This is a genomic window from Streptomyces sp. NPDC004126 (assembly GCF_050275515.1).
In the GTDB taxonomy this organism is placed as follows: Bacteria; Actinomycetota; Actinomycetes; order Streptomycetales; family Streptomycetaceae; genus Streptomyces.
The window spans coordinates 30,690-51,473 of sequence record NZ_JBNNPF010000018.1 but is presented as its reverse complement, the minus strand read 5'-3'; the positions used below and the strand labels follow the sequence as shown (position 1 = coordinate 51,473).

The window sequence follows — 20,784 nt, the reverse complement described above, 5'->3', positions numbered from 1 at the left end:
TAAACTCAGCTTGTTTCAAGGAGGGAGCCATCGTGCGCAAGGTGCTCATCGCCAACCGTGGCGAAATCGCTGTCCGCGTTGCTCGGGCCTGCCGGGATGCCGGAATCGGGAGCGTAGCCGTCTACGCCGATCCGGACCGGGATGCCCTGCACGTCCGCGCGGCAGACGAAGCTTTCGCGTTGGGCGGTGACACCCCGGCAACCAGCTACCTCGACATCGCGAAGGTACTGCAGGCAGCCGCGGACTCCGGTGCGGACGCCATCCACCCTGGATACGGCTTCCTCTCCGAGAACGCCGACTTCGCCCAGGCCGTGCTCGACGCCGGCCTGACCTGGATCGGCCCGCCGCCGCAGGCCATCCGCGACCTCGGCGACAAGGTGGCCGCCCGCCACATCGCCCAGCGCGCCGGGGCCCCGCTCGTCGCGGGCACCCCCGACCCCGTCTCCGGTGCCGACGAGGTCGTCGCGTTCGCCCAGGAGCACGGCCTGCCCATCGCCATCAAGGCCGCCTTCGGCGGTGGCGGCCGCGGCCTCAAGGTCGCCCGCACCCTCGAAGAGGTGCCGGAGCTCTACGAGTCCGCCGTGCGCGAGGCCGTGGCCGCCTTCGGCCGCGGCGAGTGCTTCGTCGAGCGCTACCTCGACAAGCCGCGCCACGTCGAGACCCAGTGCCTCGCGGACACGCACGGCAACGTGGTCGTCGTCTCCACCCGTGACTGCTCGCTGCAGCGCCGCCACCAGAAGCTGGTCGAGGAAGCCCCCGCGCCGTTCCTGTCGGAGGCTCAGAACGCCGAGCTGTACGCGGCGTCGAAGGCGATCCTGAAGGAGGCCGGCTACGTCGGCGCCGGCACGGTCGAGTTCCTGGTCTCCGCCGACGGCCTGATCTCCTTCCTGGAGGTCAACACCCGCCTGCAGGTCGAGCACCCGGTCACCGAGGAGGTCTCGGGCATCGACCTGGTGCGCGAGATGTTCCGCATCGCCGACGGCGAGGCGCTCGGCTACGGCGACCCGGAGCTGCGCGGCCACTCCTTCGAGTTCCGCATCAACGGCGAGGACCCGGGCCGCGGCTTCCTGCCCGCCCCGGGCACCGTCACCAAGTTCGCCCCGCCGACCGGTCCGGGCGTCCGCCTCGACACGGGCGTCGAGTCCGGCTCGGTCATCGGCCCCGCCTGGGACTCGCTGCTCGCCAAGCTGATCGTCACGGGCGCCACCCGCGAGCAGGCCCTGCAGCGTGCCGCGCGTGCGCTCGCCGAGTTCGAGGTGGAGGGCATGGCCACGGCCATCCCGTTCCACCGCGCGGTCGTCGTGGACCCGGCCTTCGCCCCCACGGACGGCAACCCGTTCACGGTCTACACCCGCTGGATCGAGACGGAGTTCGTCAACGAGATCAAGCCCTTCGCCGCTCCGGCGGCCGAGGAGACCGAGGACGAGCCGGGCCGCGAGACGGTCGTCGTCGAGGTCGGCGGCAAGCGCCTGGAGGTCTCCCTCCCGTCCTCGCTGGGCATGACCCTGGCCCGCACGGCCGCCGCCGGCGGTGCCAAGCCGAAGCGCCGCGCCGCCAAGAAGTCCGGCCCGGCCGCTTCCGGCGACACCCTCGCGTCGCCGATGCAGGGCACGATCGTCAAGGTCGCGGTCGAGGAGGGCCAGCAGGTCAACGAGGGCGACCTGGTCGTCGTCCTGGAGGCGATGAAGATGGAGCAGCCGCTGAACGCGCACCGCTCCGGCACCATCGTCGGCCTCACGGCCGAAGTCGGAGCCTCCCTCACCTCGGGCGCCACGATCTGCGAGATCAAGGACTGACGCCCCGCCGCTCCACGCGAAGGCCCCCGCCCGGCATCCCGGACGGGGGCCTTCGCCATGGATAGCCCCGCCGGCGTTTGAGGCGCGGGGTCTGGGGGCGGAGCCCCCAGGAAGGGGTCCGGGGCGAAGCCCCGGTGAGCGGGAGAGGGGCGGGTAGGGGACCAGCCCCTCAGGGCACCGCACCGCAGCCACCGGCCGGTGTCCCGACGGGCCGCCCTGGCGGGAACCGCCCGGCAGAACCCCACCCCGAGCGGCTAGCGACGCCGCATGTCCGCGACCCGCCCCCGCTCCCCCGCCTGCTGCTCCAGCAGCGACGCCGGCGCGCTGCGCAGCTGCGCGGTCGGCCCGCCGCGCCGCTGGACCGGCAGCGGGGACTCCCGGCGCGGCCTGCGCCCCGGCATCCCGTCCCCGGCGCCCCCGTGGCCGCCGGCCACCGGCGCCGACCCGGCCACGGTGATCTGCACGCCCTGGTCGGCCAGCGCCTGGAGCTCCGTCGCGGCCCGTTCGTCGTGCTGCGGGGGCTCGTCCGTCACCAGCCGCGTCATCACGTCCGTCGGCACGGTCTGGAACATCGTGTCCGTGCCGAGCTTCGTGTGGTCGGCCAGTACGACGACCTCCGCCGCCGCCTGCACCAGCGCCCGGTCCACGCTCGCGGAGAGCATGTTGGAGGTGGAGAGCCCGCGCTCGGCGGTCAGGCCGCTCCCGGACAGGAACGCCCGGGAGACCCGCAGCCCCTGCAGGGACTGCTCGGCGCCGCTGCCCACGAGGGCGTAGTTCGAGCCGCGCAGCGTGCCGCCGGTCATCACCACCTCCACCCGGTTGGCGTGCGCCAGCGCCTGGGCGACGAGCAGCGAGTTGGTGACGACGGTCAGACCGGGCACCCGTGCGAGCCGGCGGGCCAGCTCCTGGGTCGTGGTACCCGCGCCGACGACGACGGCCTCGCCTTCTTCGACGAGGCCGGCCGCGACATCGGCGATGGCGGTCTTCTCCGCCGTCGCGAGATGGGACTTTTGCGGAAAGCCGGACTCCCGCGTGAAACCGCCCGGCAAGACCGCACCGCCGTGCCGGCGGTCGAGGAGTCCTTCTGCCTCCAGTGCCCGCACGTCCCGACGTACGGTCACTTCGGAGGTCTGGACGACGCGGGCGAGCTCCCGGAGCGATACCGCACCGTTGGCCCGCACCATTTCGAGGATCAATTGGCGACGTTCAGCAGCGAACACGAAACTGACAGTAACCCCAACGACCGTCTGCTTTCAGCTCTTTGCGCCGGAATACCGAAGTTGTCCATACGACGGCCCGACAGGTGGTATACGCGGCGGGCCCACTTGCCGGCCCCCGCCACCACAAGCCCCCGCCCCACCTCGGCTTCCGCCCCAACCCGCGTACGGGAAGGGGCGGTTGGGCCTCGGGGCGGGGCCCGCTACGCCTCGTCGCCCGCCTTGCGGGTGTGCAACTGGCGGGCCACTTCGGCGATCGAACCCGACAGCGAGGGGTACACGGTGAACGCGTTTGCGATCTGCTCGACGGTCAGGTTGTTGTCGACGGCGATCGAGATGGGGTGGATCAGCTCGCTCGCGCGCGGCGAGACGACGACACCGCCCACCACGATCCCGGTGCCCGGACGGCAGAACAGCTTCACGAAACCGTCCCGGATGCCCTGCATCTTCGCGCGCGGGTTGCGCAGCAGCGGCAGCTTCACCACACGGGCGTCGATCTTGCCGGCGTCCACGTCGGCCTGGGTGTAGCCGACGGTGGCGATCTCGGGGTCGGTGAAGACGTTCGAGGAGACCGTCTTCAGGTTCAGCGGGGCCACCGCGTCGCCGAGGAAGTGGTACATCGCGATGCGGCCCTGCATGGCGGCGACGGAGGCGAGCGCGAACACGCCCGTCACGTCGCCGGCCGCGTACACGCCCGGCGAGGACGTGCGCGACACCTTGTCGGTCCAGATGTGCCCGGACTCCTTGAGCCGGACCCCGGACTCCTCCAGGTTCATGTTCCGGGTGTTCGGGATCGCGCCGACCGCCATCAGGCAGTGGGTGCCCGTGATCACGCGACCATCGGAGAGGGTGACCTCGACCCGGTCGCCGACCCGCTTGGCGGACTCGGCGCGCGAACGGCCGATGACGTTCATGCCGCGGCGGCGGAAGACGTCCTCCAGGACGGCGGCCGCGTCCGGGTCCTCGCCGGGCAGCACGCGGTCGCGCGAGGACACCAGGGTCACCCGGGAGCCCAGCGCCTGGTACGCGCCGGCGAACTCGGCACCGGTCACACCGGAGCCGACCACGATCAGCTCCTCGGGGAGCTCCTCCAGGTCGTAGACCTGGGTCCAGTTCAGGATCCGCTCCCCGTCGGGCATCGCGTCCGGGATCTCGCGGGGGGTGCCGCCCGTGGCGATCAGCACGGCGTCGGCGGTGAGGATCGTCTCCGTGCCGTCGGCGGCGGTGACGATGACGTCGCGCGTGCCGTCGATGCCCTGCGGGCCGCCGAGCTTGCCGCGGCCGCGCATCACGCGGGCGCCGGCCCGGGTCACGGAGGCGGTGATGTCGTGGGACTGCGCCAGCGCGAGGCGCTTCACGCGCCGGTTCACCTTGCCGAGGTCCACACCGACGACGCGGGCGGCCTGCTCGATGTGCGGGGTGTCGTCCGCGACGACGATCCCCAGCTCCTCGTACGACGAGTCGAAGGTCGTCATGACCTCTGCGGTCGCGATGAGGGTCTTCGAGGGCACGCAGTCGGTCAGCACCGACGCCCCGCCCAGACCGTCGCAGTCGACGACGGTCACCTCCGCGCCGAGCTGGGCCCCCACCAGGGCTGCCTCATACCCGCCGGGTCCGCCGCCGATGATCACGATCCGGGTCACGAAAAGTCCGCCTCACGTCTACCCGGCCGGCTGCCGCCCCGGCCGGTGGTCCGGGGGTTCTCCCCGGGGGATGCATTCCGTGCCCCATTGTCCCGCACGCATCAAGGTGCTCGCACCATCCGGACACGCGGGCCGGGGCGAGCCTCCCGTACCCTCGACCTCATGTCGCTCTACGCCGCGTACGCCGGCAACCTCGACCCGCGGCTGATGACGCGCCGCGCTCCCCATTCCCCGCTGCGCGGCACGGGCTGGATCAACGACTGGCGGCTGACCTTCGGCGGCGAGCAGATGGGCTGGGAAGGCGCCCTCGCCACCATCGTGGAGGCCCCGCGCCAGCAGGTCTTCGTCGCGCTGTACGACATCGCCCCGCTCGACGAGGACTCCATGGACCGCTGGGAGGGTGTCGGCCTCGACATCTACCGCCGCATGCGGATCCGCGTCCACACCCTGGACGGCGAGGAGGCGGCCTGGTGCTACGTCCTCAACGGCTACGAGGGCGGCCTGCCCTCGGCCCGCTACCTGGGCGAGATCGCGGACGCCGCCGAATCGGCCGGCGCACCGCACGACTACGTCATGGAGCTCCGCAAGCGCCCCTGCTGAGCCCTGCCGTGCCCTGCCGGGGCCTGCTGGGGCTTGACCGCCCGTACGGGCGCAGGGGCGGACGGGGACGATTCGGCGGAAACGACAAGGCAACGATCCGAACACCGTGAGCTGCGCCATCTACGCGCGTAGGCGATAAGCGGCTACGCTCGTCTGCGTGAACGCATCTGTTACCGACCCCTTCGCCGCCGCCGACGCCGCCGCCGCCCGCCTCCGCGAGCTCACCGGCGTCGAATCCCACGATGTCGCCCTCGTCATGGGCTCCGGCTGGGCCCCCGCCGCAGAGGCGCTCGGCGCCCCCGAGTCCGAGTTCCTCGTCACCGAGCTGCCCGGCTTCCCGCCCGCCGCCGTCGAGGGCCACGGCGGCAAGATCCGCTCGTACAAGATCGGCGACAAGCGCGCCCTGGTCTTCCTCGGCCGGACCCACTACTACGAGGGCCGCGGCGTCGCCGCCGTCGCCCACGGCGTGCGCACCGCCGTCGCCGCCGGCTGCAAGACCGTCGTCCTGACCAACGGCTGCGGCGGCCTCCGCCAGGGCATGCAGCCCGGCCAGCCGGTCCTGATCAGCGACCACCTCAACCTGACGGCCACCTCGCCGATCGTCGGCGCGAACTTCGTCGACCTCACCGACCTGTACTCGCCGCGCCTGCGCGCGATGTGCAAGGAGATCGACGAGACCCTCGAAGAGGGCGTCTACGTCCAGTTCCCCGGCCCGCACTACGAGACCCCGGCCGAGATCAACATGATCCGCGTCATGGGCGCCGACCTGGTCGGCATGTCCACCGTGCTCGAAGCCATCGCCGCCCGCGAGGCCGGCGCCGAGGTCCTCGGCATCTCCCTGGTCACCAACCTGGCCGCGGGCCTGTCCGGCGAGCCGCTGAACCACGAAGAGGTCCTCCAGGCCGGCCGCGACTCCGCCGCCCGCATGGGCACGCTGCTGACGCAGGTCCTCGCCCGCATCTGATCGACACGATCGACACCGACGACGTACGAGAGGCAAGGCGGAAGCAGTGCAGGAACAGGACGACCTCCTCACCCGGGCCCGGACCTGGCTGGCCGAGGACCCGGACCCGGAGACGGCGGCGGAGCTCGCTGCCCTGATCGACGCGAACGACACGGCCGAGCTCGCGGACCGCTTCTCCGGCACGCTCCAGTTCGGCACCGCCGGACTGCGCGGTGAGATCGGCGCCGGCCCGATGCGGATGAACCGCTCCGTGGTCATCCGCGCCGCGGCGGGCCTCGCGGCCTACCTGAAGGCCGAGGGCCACGACGGCGGCCTCGTCGTCGTCGGCTACGACGCCCGCTACAAGTCCGCGGACTTCGCCCGCGACACCGCCGCCGTGATGACCGGCGCCGGACTGCGCGCGGCCGTCCTGCCCCGGCCGCTGCCGACGCCCGTCCTCGCGTACGCCATAAGGCACCTCGGCGCCGTCGCCGGCGTCGAGGTGACCGCCAGCCACAACCCTCCCCGGGACAACGGCTACAAGGTCTACCTCGGCGACGGCTCCCAGATCGTGTCCCCCGCGGACACCGAGATCGCGGCGCAGATCGCGGCCGTCGGCGCGCTGGCCGACGTACCGCAGCCCCAGGACGGCTGGCTGCAGCTCGACGAGGAGGTCCTGGAGGCCTACCTGACCCGCACGGACGCCGTCCTGACCCCCGGCTCCCCCCGGGGCGTGCGGACCGTCTACACGGCCATGCACGGCGTCGGCAAGGACGTCGTCCTGGCCGCCTTCGCCCGCCACGGCTTCCCCGAGCCGGTGCTCGTCGCCGAGCAGGCCGAGCCCGACCCGGCCTTCCCGACGGTCGCGTTCCCGAACCCGGAGGAGCCGGGCGCCATGGACCTGGCCTTCGCGAAGGCCGCCGAGGTCCAGCCCGACATCGTCATCGCCAACGACCCGGACGCCGACCGCTGCGCGGTCGCGGTCCCGGACAACGGCGGCTGGCGCATGCTGCGCGGCGACGAGGTCGGCGCGCTCCTCGCGGCCCACCTGGTCCACAAGGGCGCCCAGGGCGTCTTCGCGGAATCCATCGTCTCGTCCTCCCTCCTCGGCCGGATCGCGGAGGCGGCCGGCGTCGGCTACGAGGAGACCCTGACGGGCTTCAAGTGGATCGCCCGCGTCGACGGCCTGCGCTACGGCTACGAGGAAGCCCTCGGCTACTGCGTGGACCCCGAGGGCGTCCGCGACAAGGACGGCATCACCGCCGCCCTGCTGGTCGCCGAGCTCGCCTCCGTGCTCAAGGAGCAGGGCCGCACCCTGACCGACCTCCTGGACGACCTGGCGATGGCCCACGGCCTGCACCACACCGACCAGCTGTCGGTCCGCGTCTCGGACCTCTCGGTCATCGCCAACGCCATGGCGCAGCTGCGCGCCGAACCCCCGGCCTCCCTGGCGGGCCTGCGGGTGGTCTCGGCGGAGGACCTGTCGCAGGGCACCGAGAAGCTCCCGCCCACGGACGGCCTGCGCTACTACCTGGACGGCGACTACAAGGCCCGCGTCATCTGCCGCCCCTCCGGCACGGAGCCCAAGCTCAAGTGCTACCTGGAGGTGGTCGTCCCGGTGGCGGAAGCCTCCGACCTCGCCGGCGCCCGCGTGCGCGGCCAGGAAATCCTGGACGCGGTGAAGAAGGACCTCGCGGCGGCCATGGGCCTCTGACCCCACGCCCGCAGCACCCGGACGGCCCCCTCAGCCCAGGCTGAGGGGGCCGTCGGCGTACGCGGCTCCCGGCGCGGGCTTCCATCTCCCCCGCGAGGGGGCGGGGGCCGGCCGGCGGCTGCCCACCCGCCCCCTCGTCTGCGGGCCGGTGGGCTGGGGGCGGGACCCTCTCGGGCGGTAGTCAGGGAGGGTTTGGGGGTTTCCCGTCAGTCCCATCGTCCTTCCGCGTCGGGCCGCCCTGTCAAGGGCGCTCCTTCGTCGCGTCGCTTCGCGATCGCCTTCGGCGACCCTTGACAGGCCGTCCCGCCACGGAAAGCCGAAAGACTGCCGGGAAACCCCCAAAAGGAACGGTCACAGGGGGAGAGAAGCCAGAAGCGGGCCCGTCGGAGATGAGGCGAGGGGCCGGGGGCCGGCACGCCGGGCATCCGGGCCCTCACATCTGCGATTCCGGGCCGGGGGCCCGGCTACCCGCACGAGAGGCCGACCAGAGCAGCCCAGGGAGCCGAGGGGCGCGTCAGATCGCTACGCGCTCCTCCCGTCTCAGCGTCCGACGACCGCCTGTGGCCGATACCTGCACGAGAGGACGATCAGAGCAGCGGGGGAAAGCGGATGGGCGCGACAGATCGCTACGCGCTCCTCCCGTCTCAGCGGCTGACGGCCGTCCGGGGCTGATGTCCGCGCTGCAGGACGTCAGGTGCTCAGGTCGGATCATTCCGGGGGCTGGCTGTACCTCTCCAGCGTTGCCTTGGTCGTGGACCGGTCCACGAGGCGCAGTTCCCAAGGGCCGGTGTTGACGTCGAAGTCCTTGCCGAAACCGACCCATTTGCCGGCCATGCAACGTCCGGTCGGCTCCACCAGGAGTTGGATCGCCCCGTGGTAGCGGGCTCCGTTGTAATAGCCGTCTGCGGCGGTCTGCTCGACCCAGGTACCTGTGACGACGTTGCGGTCGAGGGTCAGGTCGAGAGTGAGCGGGCTGTCCGGGTTGCTGCTCGCCCCGGGCAGGCTCTGAGCGGTCAGACGGTTCCCGTGCTGGACGATCACCACATAGTGCTTGCCCTCGTACGAGGCGTCCCGGCTCGAAGAGAAGAACTCGTAGCGGCTGAGCCACACCCCCGAGAACGTCTCCTCACCCGCCTGCGCCCCTGCAACAGCGGACGTGGGTGCCGTGGTCTTCATGACTTGCCCTCCCCAACTCCTCTGGTGCACTGCGCGCGACGCAGTCGCGGGCATTCGATACCCGACGCCGAGCGCCGACACTCGTCCCGAGGGGTCAGGCACTGCTCAACGGGACGGGGGTGATTTCGGCTGTCCGGATACTGTTCTGGTGTCGAGTCAGAACGGAGCTCAGCATGCACGCTCTCCCGCACGACCACACCGGCGCGCGCATCAAGCGCCTGCGCCTGGAGCGCGGCCTCACTCAGACGGCTCTCTCCGAGCTCTCCCAAGTCCCCTACTCCACACTGACGAAAGCCGAGCAGGGCGTGAAGCCCGCATCGCCTTACGTCATCGCCCAGGTAGCCCGTGCACTCCGTGTCGACGTTGCCACGGTCATCGGCCAGCCCTACATTTCCGAACTCCGCGAAGACCAGCTGGACGTCCTGGTTCAGCCGATCCGCGAAGCCCTCGACGTCTACGACCTCGGCGTCGACCCAGAGATCAGCCCCCGCCCGCACCAACTCCTCGTGGACGATGCCGAAGCCCTCCTCGTCGCGGTCCGTGCGGGAGAGATCAAGCAGGCGGCAACATCGGTCCCGGGCCTCATCCTGGAAGCCACCACGGCTGCGCACGCCGCGCCCGGTCATGAGCGCTGGATGCTGCTGGCGAGCACCTACCGCACGGCGTACGACGTCGCCACCAAGCTCGGTTACGGCGACCTGGCGGCCATCGCGCTCGCTCGCATGGACTGGGCCGCCGAGCGTGCCTCCAACGCGACGCTCGGCGGTATCTACCGGTACATGCGCGCCCTCAGCTACCTCCGCGACGGCCAATACCGCACCGGCCAGCGCCTCACGACCCTCGGTCTGAGCCTGCTGGAACAGGCCGAACCCGGTCGCGAACGCGAGGTCGCCACCGGTCAGCTCCACCTGGGTGCGGCGGTCATGGCCGGCCGCTCCAAGGACAAGGCGACCGCCGAGATCCACCTGGCCGAGGCCGACAGGATCGCCTCGGGTACCGGGGAAAGCCCCACCGTGCACTACCTGTCCTTCGGACCGACCAACGTGAAGGTCCACCGGGTGAGCGTCTTGGCCGAACTCGACGAATACGGCGAGGCAACCCGCACAGGGCGCACCATCCAGATCCCGGGCGACTGGCCGAAGTCGAGGAAGGGCCACCACTACGCCGAACTCGCCCGGGCACAACTGTGGACCGGCGACCTGGAAGCGTCATTCGAGAACCTCCTCCGTGCCCGCAAAGCAGCACCACAACAGGCCCGCTACCACCAGACGGTGAGAGACACGTACACCGGACTGGAAGCCGCCCGCCGTCAGCTTCCCGATAACTTCCTGTCCTACGGGAACTGGCTGGGCGTATAACGCTCAGCCACCCACTGGCCCCGACTATCACCAACTCGTGATAGTTGGGGCCTTCTTGTCCCCCCACCCTGGTCACACCATCCGCCAACGACGGTAGGGAGTGCCCAATGTGCAACTGCGCTCACGACGAGACCTCGGACACCCTCGTGGTGCGGGTGGATGCCATAGCGGAACCCAGCACGGATCTACTTGACCGAGCCTTGGCCGGCTGGGAGCGCTTCCTCACGACCTTCAAGGCGGCATCCGATGAGTGAGTGCTACGAGTACGTGCCCCACCGCCTCCTCCACCAGCGCGTCCGCGACATCGCATCCGGTACCGAGGGGGTGCTGATGGCCGTGATCAACGAGAACGTCTCCGACACCGGCATCGAGCACTGGATGGAGCTCGCCTACATCCGCAACTCCTCCGGCCGTGAATTCACCACCGCCGCCACCAACGTCGAACCCGCCTACGACCAGCCCAAGACGGCCGCCGGCCGCCGAGATCAGAGGAGCGCGTAGCGATCTGTCGCGCCTGTCGGCTCCCTGGGCTGGTCCTTTCGACCTCTCGTGCCGGCATCAGCCCCAGACGGTCGTCGGACGCTGAGACGGGAGGAGCGCGTAGCGATCTGACGCGCCTGTCGGCTGCCTGAGCTGCTCTGTTCGGCCTCTCGTCCGGGTAGCCGCGCCCCCGGCTCGGGATCAGGACTCCAGGGCCCGGATGCGCGGTGGGCCAGCCCCCGGCCCCTCGCCTCATCTCCGACGGAACCGCTTCTCGCTCGTCTCCCCCTGTGACCGTTCCTTTTGGGGGTTTCCCGGCAGTCTTTCGGCATTCCGGGGCGGGACGGCCTGTCAAGGGTGGAGCGCAGCGACATCGCGAAGCGACGCGACCGCAGGGAGCGCCCTTGACAGGGCGGCCCGAACCGGAAGGACGATGGGACTGACGGGAAACCCCCAAACCCTCCCTGACTACCGCCCGAGAGGGTCCCGCCCCCAGCCCACCGGCCCGCAGACAAGGGGGCGGGTGGGCAAACACCGCCCGACCCCACCCCCTCGCGGGGGAAGCAGCGCGCCCCGACCGCGAGCCTCCTACGACGCCGAAGGCGACGGCACCGGCGACGTCGTCGGCGACGCCGTCGGCGTCGGGGAGGCCAGGTCGCCCAGGGTCGGGACCGACTCCGGGCGGGAGCGGACTGCGTCCGTGCACTCCCAGGCGCGGGGCGGGTCGGCGTTCGGGCCGCCGAGGACGACCGGGCCCGGGCCGGCGGAGACGGCGTCGCTCGCCGACAGGGTGCAGACGATCTGGGCCAGCGCCACCGGCGGCAGGTCCTCCGGCTTGCGGCTCAGCCGCAGTGTTCCCGCCGGGTCGCCGGGGCGGGCCGGGGAGGCCGACAGCTGGTCGGGGACGCTGGTGGTGAAGCCGCCGTCGCGTTCCTCCGCCGACGGGCTGCGTTCCAGTTCCTCCAGCAGCGCCTGCGCGACCAGTACGACGGGCTGCCCCGTGGCGCGCTTCTCGGGGACGGGGACGACGCGTTCCACGCCCACCAGCTGCGATCCGCAGACCAGCTCGACCGTGGCCCGGAAGCCCTGGACGCCGCTCTGGCCGGCCGGCTGCCCGGCGGTCTCGCAGGACACCCGGGAGGGGGCCGCGCCCACGTCGACCGGGACGGTCGTGGCCCGGATCCCGCATCCGGACAGCGCGAGGGCCCCCATCAGCAGCGCCGCAGTCCTACGCTTCCACGCCGCCACCGGCGATCACCGCCCCCACGTCCATCGGGAGCCGCAGTGTGAACACGGCTCCGCCTTCCGGCCCGTTCGCGGCGGTGATGTCACCGCCGTGGATGTGGGCGTTCTCCATCGCGATCGACAGGCCGAGCCCGCTGCCGTCCGACTTGGGCCGGGACGCGCTCGCCTTGTAGAAGCGGTCGAAGACGTGCGGCAGCACTTCCTCGGGGATGCCCGGGCCGTTGTCCCTGACCGCGATGACCAGCCACTCCCCCTCCACGCACACCGACACCCGCACCGGCGAGCCGCCGTGCTTGAGGGCGTTGCCGATGAGGTTGGCGAGGATGACGTCGAGGCGGCGCGGGTCGAGGCGCGCCACGATCCCGCGGCCGGCGTCGAGTTCGACGGCGTCGAGCCAGGCGCGGGCGTCGATGCAGGCCGTGACCTGGTCGGCGACGTTGACGTCGTCGAGGACGAGCCGGGCGGTTCCCGCGTCGAAGCGGGTGACCTCCATCAGGTTCTCCACGAGGTCGTTGAGCCGCCGCGTCTCGCTGACGACGAGGCCGACGGCCGGGGCGATCATCGGGTCGAGGTCCTCGACCTCCTCCTCCAGCACCTCGGCGACCGCCGTCAGTGCCGTCAGCGGGGTGCGCAGCTCGTGGCTCATGTCGGCCACGAAGCGCCGGCTGGCCTCCTCGCGGGCGCTCATGTCGGCGACCTTCTTCTCCAGCGCCTCCGCCGTGCGGTTGAAGGTCCGTGACAGGTCGGCCAGTTCGTCCGTCCCCGACACGTCGAGGCGGTGGTCGAGCTCGCCCTCGCCGAGGCGGCGGGCCGCGTCGCCGAGGCGCTGTACGGGCTTGAGGACGGTGCGTGCCGCGCCCTGCGCGAGCAGTGCGGATCCGAGCAGGGCCAGGCCCGTCGCGATGGTCAGGGACCAGCCGAGCGCGTTGAGGTCGTCCCGTTCGGTGGCGAGGGACTTGTACATGTAGCCGGTGGGGCCGCCGCCGACGATGCGGGTGCCGCCGACGAGGTACGGGTTGCCCTGGGGCTTCGTCCGCTGCCAGTACATGTGGTACTCGGCGTCGTTGGCGGCGGTGGTCTTCTGCCGGTCGTTGACGGCGTACTGGAGGGACTTCGGTACGTCGTTCAGCCCGAAGGGGACCGCGCCCGCCGCGCCGATGACCTTGCGGCCGTCCTTGCGTTCGTGGACGAGGAGCACGCTGTACCCGGGGCTGCTGCCCGCCATGAGTTCGGCGGTGCGCTGTATCTCCTCGGGCGTCGGGTCGGCGGGCAGTGCCGCGGCCCGGTTCTGCATCTCCTGGCGGAAGTCGCCGAGGGCCGCGTCCTGGGTGCGGGTGAGCACGGCTTCGCGGTTGAGCCAGTACGCGATGCCGGACGCGGAGACCGCGGCGACGAGCGCGACGAGGGCGAACACGACGAGCAGGCGCAGCCGCAGGCTGGTCCAGCGCCGGCCCGCGAACAGGGCCTTGGTCACTGCGGGGAGTCCAGCCTGTAGCCGACACCCCGGACGGTACGGATCAGCGTGGGTGAGGAGGGCACTTCCTCGACCTTGGCGCGCAGCCGCTGGACGCAGGCGTCGACGAGCCGCGAGTCGCCGAGGTAGTCGTGCTCCCACACCAGCCGCAGCAGCTGCTGGCGGGAGAGGGCCTGCCCGGGCCGGCGGCTGAGTTCCAGCAGCAGCCTCAGCTCGGTGGGCGTCAGCTGGAGGTCCTCGCCGTTCTTCGTCACGGTCATGGCGGCCCGGTCGATGACCAGGGTCCCGAACGTGGCGGAGTCGCTCGCCTCGCGTTCGCCGCGGCGCAGTACGGCACGGATGCGCGCGTCGAGCACGCGTCCCTGGACGGGCTTGACGACGTAGTCGTCGGCTCCGGACTCCAGGCCGACGACGACATCGATGTCGTCGCTGCGCGCGGTGAGCAGGATGATCGGCAGCTGGTCGGTGCGGCGGATCCTCCGGCACACCTCGAAGCCGTCGATCCCGGGCAGCATGACGTCGAGCACGATCAGGTCCGGCCGCTGCTCGCGCAGCAGTTTCAGGCCGTCCTCGCCCGTCGCCGCGGTGGCCACTCGGTGGCCCTGGCGAGTCAGGGAGAGTTCGAGGGCCGTGCGGATGGCGTCGTCGTCCTCGATCAGCAACAGGAAAGGCACGGGCTCATTCTGTCCCATCGGCCGTCCGCACTTCGACCGTCCGGACGGTGGCAATCGCGGGGGGCGCATTCGCGCCACTGTCTGGCGCACGGATGGCTGTGACAGGCCTGTGACAGTCGGCGGACACCCTGGTTATACCGGCCGGGCAGTCTTTTCTCATCGACACGACGGACCGAAGCAGACTCCACGACGGGGGGCGCGAGATGAACACGCTGCACAGCACCACGACCAGCGCGGTTGTCACGCGGCTGCACGATGTGAACCGCCGGGCGGGTGTCCGTACGGTGACGGTCGCCCGTCAGCGGCCGGCACACGTCACAGCCATTGACGCGAAGCAGTACCAGGCGGTTCCCGCGCAGCGCAGCGCGCCGGCCCCGTCCTCCTCCTCGGAGGCGGAGTTCACGGCGTACGTGCAGGAGCGGCGGGCGGCGCTGTACGCGACGGCCTTCCACCTCACCGGCGACCGCCACGAGGCCGAGGACCTGTTGCAGAGCGCGCTGTTCTCCACGTACCGCGCCTGGGACCGGATCAGTGACAAGGCGGCGGTGGGCGGGTACCTGCGCCGCACGATGACGAACCTGCACATCAGCGCCTGGCGTCGGCGGAAGCTGAACGAGTACCCGACGGAGGAGCTGCCGGAGACGGCGTCGGACACGGACGCGATGCGGGGTACGGAGCTGCGCGCGGTGCTGTGGCAGGCGCTGGCCCGGATTCCGGAGCCGCAGCGGACGATGCTGGTGCTGCGCTACTACGAGGGCCGTACGGACCCGGAGATCGCGGAGATCCTGGGCATCAGCGTGGGCACCGTGAAGTCGAGCATCTGGCGCTCGCTGCGCCGGCTGCGGGAGGACGAGGTGCTGAGCTTCGGGCGTGACGAGGCGGAGTCCTTCGGGGAGCTCGTCGCGTAACCGGGAAAGACCATGGGGCCAGGGGGCCCGTCCTACGGGGGTGGGACGGGGGCCGCAGGGGGAGAAGAGGCGGGATCAAGCGGCCGGGGGTCCGCGTGATCCCGCCTTTTCACTGTGTCCGGGTCGGCTCGGGGCCGGTGCGCGGGGATGGTGCGCGGGCCGGTGTGCGGGCCCGTCAGAGGGTGGTGGGGGTGCGGTGGCGGCCGGCGGCCGCGGCCGCGAGCCGGCCGAGGGCTTCGTCGCGGGCGCAGGCGTGGGCGCCGAGGGCGACGTGGCGGGCGACGATGCCGCGTTCGGCGCGCATGAGGCGGTAGCCGCGGCGCAGCAGGAAGGGCACGGACTTGCGGCCTTCGCGCAGGTCGCGCAGGAAGCGGCGGCGGAAGGTCGTGGAGGGGCGGCCGCGCAGGCAGATGGCGTCGGCGAGGAGTCCCAGTTCCTGGCAGCGGGCCGCGATGTCGGCGGCGAAGATGCCCTCGGCGATGAACAGCGGGGTGCGGTCGATGTCGAGGGTCTCGGTGCCGGTCCGGGAGGACGAGGCGATGGAGTAGACGGGGACCTCGGTGCGGCCGGCGGCGCAGAGTTCCGCGATGGCGGCGACGGCGGTGTCGGCGTCCCAGGAGAGCGGGGAGTCCCAGTCGATGTCGGAGCTGCCTTCGACCAGGGGGAGGGTGGGGTCCGTCGCCTCTTTGTAGAAGTCGTCCAGGCGCAGTACGGGGAGGCCCGACCGGGCCGCGAGCGAGGACTTGCCGGAACCCGAGGGACCGGTCAGCAGCACGACGCGTGTGGGAAGGGGAGATGAACAGCTCACGGGAGACCAGTGTGAGGCATTACCCGGCGTATCAACACACTGCCGACAGGCCCTGCGACCGGTCTCACACGGCGGGTTGGAATCGGGGACACCGCCTCCACTACTCTGTGTGCGCACGCGACTACGACCACAGGCGGGAACCATGGCACGTCACGCAGCATCCGACCCCTCTCCGCACCGGCTCCGCGCCGCCGGCCTGAGCCTGTCCATGGCCGGGGCGGCCCTGGCGATGGCGGCAGGTGGGGCCCAGGCCTCGCAGACCAACCTCCAGGCGGCCGAGACCGACCTCAACGCGGCGGTGGCCGGGATCGCCAACCCGCTGGGGGACCTGAAGGTGAACCCGCTGGCCAAGACCGGGGTGGACCCGCTGGACAACGGAGTGGCGACGAAGGTCGCGGACTTCCCGGCGGTCGGCACGACGATGGTGACGGGGATCCTGACGCAGGGGCCGTCGGTGAAGGAGCTGCCGACGGCGGCGGTCGGCTCGCTGCTGGGGCCGGTGCTCCCGAAGGGGTAGCGGGCCCGGGATGCGTGAAGGCCCTGGCAGCACGGGGGTTTGCTGCCAGGGCCGGTCTCACGGGGCGGTTCTAGTAGGAGGAGCCGCCCGAGCCCAGGGAGCCCGTGGGGTGCCAGACGGTCTTGGTCTCCAGGAAGGCCGTCATGCGGTGGGTGCCGGGGTCGGCGGTCCAGTCGTCCACAGGCTGTGGACGCAGGACGCGCTTGAGGTTGTCCGCCGCGGCGATCTCCAGCTCCTTGGCGAGGGCCGCGTCGGCGCCCGCCAGGTCGATGGCGTTGACGTCCTGGTGGGCCGCCAGGTGGGGGCCCATCTCGGCGGCCTTGCCGGAGAGGATGTTGACGACGCCGCCGGGCAGGTCGGAGGTGGCCAGTACCTCGCCCAGGGAGAGGGCGGGGAGCGGGGCCTTCTCGCTGGCGATGACGACGGCCGTGTTGCCCGTCGCGATGACCGGGGCGATCACCGAGACGAGGCCGAGGAACGACGACGCCTGCGGGGCGACGACGGTGACGACGCCGGTCGGCTCCGGGGTGGAGAGGTTGAAGAACGGGCCCGCGACGGGGTTGGCCCCGCCGACGACCTGGCCGATCTTGTCGGTCCAGCCCGCGTACCAGACCCAGCGGTCGATGGCCGCGTCGACGACCGCGGCGGCCTTCGACTTGGACAGGCCCTCGGCCTCGCCGACCTCGCGGACGAACTGCTCGCGGCGGCCCTCCAGCATCTCGGCGATGCGGTAGAGGATCTGGCCGCGGTTGTAGGCGGTGGCGCCGGCCCAGCCGCCGAAGGCCTTGCGGGCCGCGACGACCGCGTCACGGGCGTCCTTGCGGGAGGACAGCGGAGCGTTGGCCAGCCAGTTGCCCTTGGAGTCGCTCACCTCGTACACCCGGCCGCTCTCGGAGCGGGGGAACTTGCCCCCGACGTACAGCTTGTAGGTCTTGAAGACGTTCAGGCGGTTCGCAGAAGACTCAGACATCGAGGTAGCCCTCCAGGCCGTGGCGGCCGCCCTCGCGGCCGAAGCCCGACTCCTTGTAGCCGCCGAAGGGCGAGGTCGGGTCGAACTTGTTGAACGTGTTGGCCCACACCACACCCGCGCGGAGCTTGTTGGCGACCGCGAGGATGCGGGAGCCCTTCTCCGTCCAGATGCCGGCGGACAGGCCGTACTGGCTGTTGTTGGCCTTGGCGACGGCCTCGTCGGGGGTGCGGAACGTCAGCACGGACAGGACCGGGCCGAAGATCTCGTCGCGGGCGACGGTGTGCGCCTGGGTGACGTTCGTGAAGAGCGTCGGGGCGAACCAGTAGCCGGCGGACGGCAGCTCGCAGGCCGGGGACCAGCGCTCGGCGCCTTCGGCCTCGCCGGTCTCGGCGAGGGCGGTGATGCGGGCGAGCTGCTCGGCGGAGTTGATCGCGCCGATGTCGGTGTTCTTGTCGAGCGGGTCGCCCAGGCGCAGCGTGGAGAGGCGGCGCTTGAGGGAGTCGAGGAGCTCGTCGTGGATCGACTCCTGGACCAGGAGGCGGGAGCCCGCGCAGCAGACCTGGCCCTGGTTGAAGAAGATGCCGTTGACGATGCCCTCGACGGCCTGGTCGATGGGGGCGTCGTCGAAGACGATGTTGGCGCCCTTGCCGCCCAGCTCCAGGGTGACCTTCTTGTCGGTGCCGGCGATCTGGCGGGCGATGGCCTTGCCGACCGCGGTGGAGCCGGTGAAGGCGACCTTGTTGACGTCGGGGTGGGCGACGAGTTCGGCGCCCGCGTCCCCGTAGCCGGGGATGATGTTGACGACGCCCTTGGGCAGGCCGGCCTGGCGGCAGATGTCCGCGAAGAACAGCGCCGAGAGCGGGGTGGTCTCGGCCGGCTTGAGGACGACGGTGTTGCCGGTGGCGAGCGCCGGGGCGATCTTCCACGCGAGCATCAGCAGCGGGAAGTTCCACGGGATGACCTGGCCGGCCACGCCGAGCGGGCGCGGGTCGGCGCCGTAGCCGGCGTGGTCGAGCTTGTCGGCCCAGCCCGCGTAGTAGAAGAAGTGCGCGGCGACCAGGGGGAGGTCCGCGTCGCGGGTCTCCTTGATCGGCTTGCCGTTGTCCAGGGTCTCCAGGACGGCGAGCTCGCGGCTGCGCTCCTGGATGATCCGGGCGATGCGGAAGAGGTACTTGGCGCGCTCGGAGCCGGGGAGCGCGGACCACTTCTCGAAGGCGCGGCGGGCGGCCTTGACGGCGCGGTCGACGTCGGCGGCGCCGGCCTGGGCGACCTCGGCCAGCACCTCCTCGCTGGAGGGGCTGACGGTCTTGAAGACCTTGCCGTCGGCGGCGTCGGTGAACTCGCCGTCGATGAAGAGCCCGTAGGAGGGGGCGATGTCGACGACCGAGCGGGACTCGGGGGCCGGTGCGTACTCGAAGAGGGATGCCATGGTGATCAGTCCACCGTCACGTAGTCGGGACCGGAGTAACGCCCGGTGCTCAGCTTCTGGCGCTGCATGAGCAGGTCGTTCAGCAGGCTGGAGGCGCCGAAGCGGAACCACTCGTTGGTCAGCCAGTCCTCGCCCGCGGTCTCGTTGACCAGGACCAGGAACTTGATGGCGTCCTTGGTGGTGCGGATGCCGCCGGCCGGCTTCACGCCGATCTGGATTCCAGTCTGCGCCTTGAAGTCGCGTACGGCTTCGAGCATGAGCAGGGTGTTGGCGGGGGTGGCGTTGACGCCGACCTTGCCGGTGGAGGTCTTGATGAAGTCGGCGCCGGCGATCATGCCGATCCAGGAGGCGCGGCGGATGTTGTCGTACGTCGACAGCTCGCCGGTCTCGAAGATGACCTTGAGGCGGGCGGCGGTGCCGTCGGGGCGGACGCACGCCTCCTTCACGGCCTTGATCAGCTCGTACGTCTCCAGGTAGCGGCCGGCGAGGAAGGCGCCACGGTCGATGACCATGTCGATCTCGTCGGCGCCTGCGGCGACGGCGTCCCGGGTGTCGGCCAGCTTGACCGGCAGGGCGGCGCGGCCCGCGGGGAAGGCGGTGGCGACGGAGGCGACCTTGACGTCGGCGCCGTTCAGCGCGGCCTTGGCGGTGGCCACCATGTCGGGGTAGACGCAGACCGCGGCGGTCATGGGCGTCGTCCGGTCGGTCGGGTCGGGGTTGACGGCCTTGGCGGAGAGCGCCCGGACCTTGCCCGGGGTGTCCGCACCCTCAAGCGTGGTCAGGTCGATCATCGAGATGGCCAGGTCGATGGCGTACGCCTTGGCCGTCGTCTTGATCGAGCGGGTGCCGAGCGAGGCCGCGCGGGCCTCCAGGCCGACTGCGTCTACGCCGGGCAGCCCGTGCAGGAAGCGGCGCAGCGCGCTGTCGGACGTCGTCACGTCAGCGAATGCGGTGAGGGTGGTGGGCATGGTCACCAGATGAGCATATCTACGCGCGTAGCGCCTGTCACCCCCCTCGGTGCACATATGGGCGTGAGATCCGTCATCGGAGCTTTCCGCCCCGCTCGCCCGTACCTCCCGGCAGGCCATGGGGCAGAATCGGCCGCATGACTACGCCCTCCCCCCACGAGCCGGTCTACGCCGACCGCGTCTACCGCTCCCCCATGGCCGTCGTCTCCGGGGTGCTGCTGCTCGCGCTCGTCGCCTGGCTGTGCGGGGACGCCATCGTCCGGGGCGGGGGGAGCGCCCGGTGGACCGGCATCGCGGTGGCGCTGTTCGCCGTCCCGCTGATCGTGGCGTTCACGATCCGCCCGGCCGTCTTCGCCAACGACGACCGGATGCGGATCCGCAACCCCTTCCGGAACATCGAGCTGCCCTGGGCCGCCGTGGACGCGGTGCGCGCCGGGTACTCGGCGGAGGTGCTGGCGGAGGGGTCGAAGTACCAGCTGTGGTCCGTGCCCGTGTCGCTGCGGGAGCGCAAGAAGGCCGGCCGGCAGTACAGCCGCCGGGAGGCGCTGCGCGGCAAGGGCATGGCGGCCGAGGACGCCGGGGCCGAGCCGGCCGCGGTGCCGCGGGCCGCCGCCGACCGGGCCGTGGACGAGCTGCGCGAGCTCGCCGAGCGCGGGGCCGGCCGGCCGGGCGCGCAGGGCTCGGTCCGCGTGCGGTGGGCGTACGAGATCATCGCGCCGGCGGTGGTGGGCGCGGTCCTGCTGGCCGTACTGCTGGCCACGGGCTGACCGGTTCCGGCCGTCCGATGATCGGGGCATCCGCTGAGCTGCCGTAACCACTGCGTAACGGACACGGGTGCCGGAACCGGTGCCACCGGGGGGCGCG

At 71.5% G+C, this 20,784-nt stretch carries 18 protein-coding genes and 1 pseudogene; 9 read left to right on the top strand and 10 right to left on the bottom strand.

Features of this window, described 5'->3' with window-relative positions; genetic code table 11:
• The first annotated feature begins 32 nt into the window (after positions 1-32).
• On the top strand, positions 33-1,796 hold the full coding sequence (locus ACQKM2_RS18795) for an acetyl/propionyl/methylcrotonyl-CoA carboxylase subunit alpha (RefSeq protein WP_427711013.1): 1,764 nt from the start codon (positions 33-35) through the stop codon (positions 1,794-1,796).
• Positions 1,797-2,050: 254 nt separating this feature from the next.
• Here the strand turns inward: ACQKM2_RS18795 and ACQKM2_RS18790 are convergent, their stop codons facing one another.
• A complete protein-coding gene (locus ACQKM2_RS18790) occupies positions 2,051-2,980 on the bottom strand; it encodes a DeoR/GlpR family DNA-binding transcription regulator (protein ID WP_427711182.1) in 930 nt (309 codons plus the stop codon).
• A gap of 236 nt (positions 2,981-3,216) precedes the next feature.
• Positions 3,217-4,656, bottom strand: a complete 1,440-nt coding sequence (locus tag ACQKM2_RS18785) for an NAD(P)H-quinone dehydrogenase (RefSeq protein ID WP_427711012.1) — start codon at positions 4,654-4,656, stop codon at positions 3,217-3,219.
• 162 nt (positions 4,657-4,818) lie between these two features.
• On the opposite strand from ACQKM2_RS18785, the gene ACQKM2_RS18780 reads away from it, so the two are divergent.
• The 3 genes from ACQKM2_RS18780 to ACQKM2_RS18770 all read left to right on the top strand — a co-directional run bounded on the left by ACQKM2_RS18780 (position 4,819) and on the right by ACQKM2_RS18770 (position 7,913).
• Positions 4,819-5,256: a gamma-glutamylcyclotransferase gene (locus tag ACQKM2_RS18780; protein WP_007266087.1), complete on the top strand. Its 438-nt coding sequence runs from the start codon at positions 4,819-4,821 to the stop codon at positions 5,254-5,256.
• Between the two features lie 157 nt (positions 5,257-5,413).
• Complete coding sequence (locus ACQKM2_RS18775) at positions 5,414-6,220, top strand: purine-nucleoside phosphorylase (protein WP_427711010.1); 807 nt, start codon at positions 5,414-5,416, stop codon at positions 6,218-6,220.
• Positions 6,221-6,266: 46 nt separating this feature from the next.
• Positions 6,267-7,913, top strand: a complete 1,647-nt coding sequence (locus ACQKM2_RS18770; protein WP_427711008.1) for a phospho-sugar mutase — start codon at positions 6,267-6,269, stop codon at positions 7,911-7,913.
• Positions 7,914-8,621: 708 nt separating this feature from the next.
• On the opposite strand, the pseudogene ACQKM2_RS18765 reads toward ACQKM2_RS18770, so the two are convergent.
• Positions 8,622-9,101, bottom strand: a pseudogene (locus ACQKM2_RS18765) (XRE family transcriptional regulator); the annotation flags it as partial.
• Positions 9,102-9,262: 161 nt separating this feature from the next.
• Here ACQKM2_RS18765 and ACQKM2_RS18760 point away from each other — a divergent pair.
• Entirely contained in the window at positions 9,263-10,447 is a 1,185-nt protein-coding gene (locus tag ACQKM2_RS18760; protein ID WP_427711007.1) for a helix-turn-helix domain-containing protein, read from the top strand.
• Between the two features lie 246 nt (positions 10,448-10,693).
• Positions 10,694-10,948, top strand: a complete 255-nt coding sequence (locus tag ACQKM2_RS18755) for a hypothetical protein (RefSeq protein WP_427711005.1) — start codon at positions 10,694-10,696, stop codon at positions 10,946-10,948.
• 567 nt (positions 10,949-11,515) lie between these two features.
• Here the strand turns inward: ACQKM2_RS18755 and ACQKM2_RS18750 are convergent.
• Genes ACQKM2_RS18750 through afsQ1 form a run of 3 tightly spaced genes read right to left on the bottom strand, consistent with a single transcriptional unit; the run spans position 11,516 to position 14,320 of the window.
• Entirely contained in the window at positions 11,516-12,139 is a 624-nt protein-coding gene (locus ACQKM2_RS18750; protein WP_427711004.1) for a hypothetical protein, read from the bottom strand.
• A gap of 16 nt (positions 12,140-12,155) precedes the next feature.
• A complete protein-coding gene (locus ACQKM2_RS18745; protein WP_050779698.1) occupies positions 12,156-13,646 on the bottom strand; it encodes a sensor histidine kinase in 1,491 nt (496 codons plus the stop codon).
• Positions 13,643-14,320 carry a two-component system response regulator AfsQ1 gene (afsQ1, locus tag ACQKM2_RS18740; protein WP_007266078.1) on the bottom strand — a complete coding sequence of 226 codons (678 nt, stop codon included), beginning with the start codon at positions 14,318-14,320 and terminating at the stop codon, positions 13,643-13,645. Before afsQ1 ends, ACQKM2_RS18745 begins: the two co-directional genes overlap by 4 nt.
• A 203-nt stretch (positions 14,321-14,523) precedes the next feature.
• Between afsQ1 and ACQKM2_RS18735 the strand changes: the two genes are divergently transcribed.
• Complete coding sequence (locus tag ACQKM2_RS18735) at positions 14,524-15,228, top strand: SigE family RNA polymerase sigma factor (RefSeq protein ID WP_427711002.1); 705 nt, start codon at positions 14,524-14,526, stop codon at positions 15,226-15,228.
• 175 nt (positions 15,229-15,403) lie between these two features.
• Here ACQKM2_RS18735 and ACQKM2_RS18730 read toward each other — a convergent pair whose 3' ends face one another.
• Positions 15,404-16,180, bottom strand: a complete 777-nt coding sequence (locus ACQKM2_RS18730; protein ID WP_427711001.1) for a uridine kinase family protein — start codon at positions 16,178-16,180, stop codon at positions 15,404-15,406.
• On the opposite strand from ACQKM2_RS18730, the gene ACQKM2_RS18725 reads away from it, so the two are divergent.
• Positions 16,179-16,553, top strand: a complete 375-nt coding sequence (locus ACQKM2_RS18725) for a hypothetical protein (protein ID WP_427711000.1) — start codon at positions 16,179-16,181, stop codon at positions 16,551-16,553. The two genes, ACQKM2_RS18730 and ACQKM2_RS18725, sit on opposite strands and share 2 nt — an antisense overlap.
• A 70-nt stretch (positions 16,554-16,623) precedes the next feature.
• Here the strand turns inward: ACQKM2_RS18725 and ACQKM2_RS18720 are convergent, their stop codons facing one another.
• The 3 genes from ACQKM2_RS18720 to deoC are packed head-to-tail and all read right to left on the bottom strand — an operon-like array spanning position 16,624 to position 19,920.
• Positions 16,624-17,523 (bottom strand): aldehyde dehydrogenase family protein, encoded by a 900-nt coding sequence (locus ACQKM2_RS18720; RefSeq protein WP_427710998.1) that lies wholly within the window; start codon positions 17,521-17,523, stop codon positions 16,624-16,626.
• Positions 17,516-18,952: an aldehyde dehydrogenase family protein gene (locus tag ACQKM2_RS18715; protein ID WP_427710997.1), complete on the bottom strand. Its 1,437-nt coding sequence runs from the start codon at positions 18,950-18,952 to the stop codon at positions 17,516-17,518. Before ACQKM2_RS18715 ends, ACQKM2_RS18720 begins: the two co-directional genes overlap by 8 nt.
• Before the next feature lie 5 nt (positions 18,953-18,957).
• On the bottom strand, positions 18,958-19,920 hold the full coding sequence (deoC, locus tag ACQKM2_RS18710) for a deoxyribose-phosphate aldolase (protein WP_427711180.1): 963 nt from the start codon (positions 19,918-19,920) through the stop codon (positions 18,958-18,960).
• Positions 19,921-20,057: 137 nt separating this feature from the next.
• On the opposite strand from deoC, the gene ACQKM2_RS18705 reads away from it, so the two are divergent.
• Positions 20,058-20,687 (top strand): PH domain-containing protein, encoded by a 630-nt coding sequence (locus ACQKM2_RS18705; protein WP_427710995.1) that lies wholly within the window; start codon positions 20,058-20,060, stop codon positions 20,685-20,687.
• Positions 20,688-20,784: the final 97 nt, after the last annotated feature.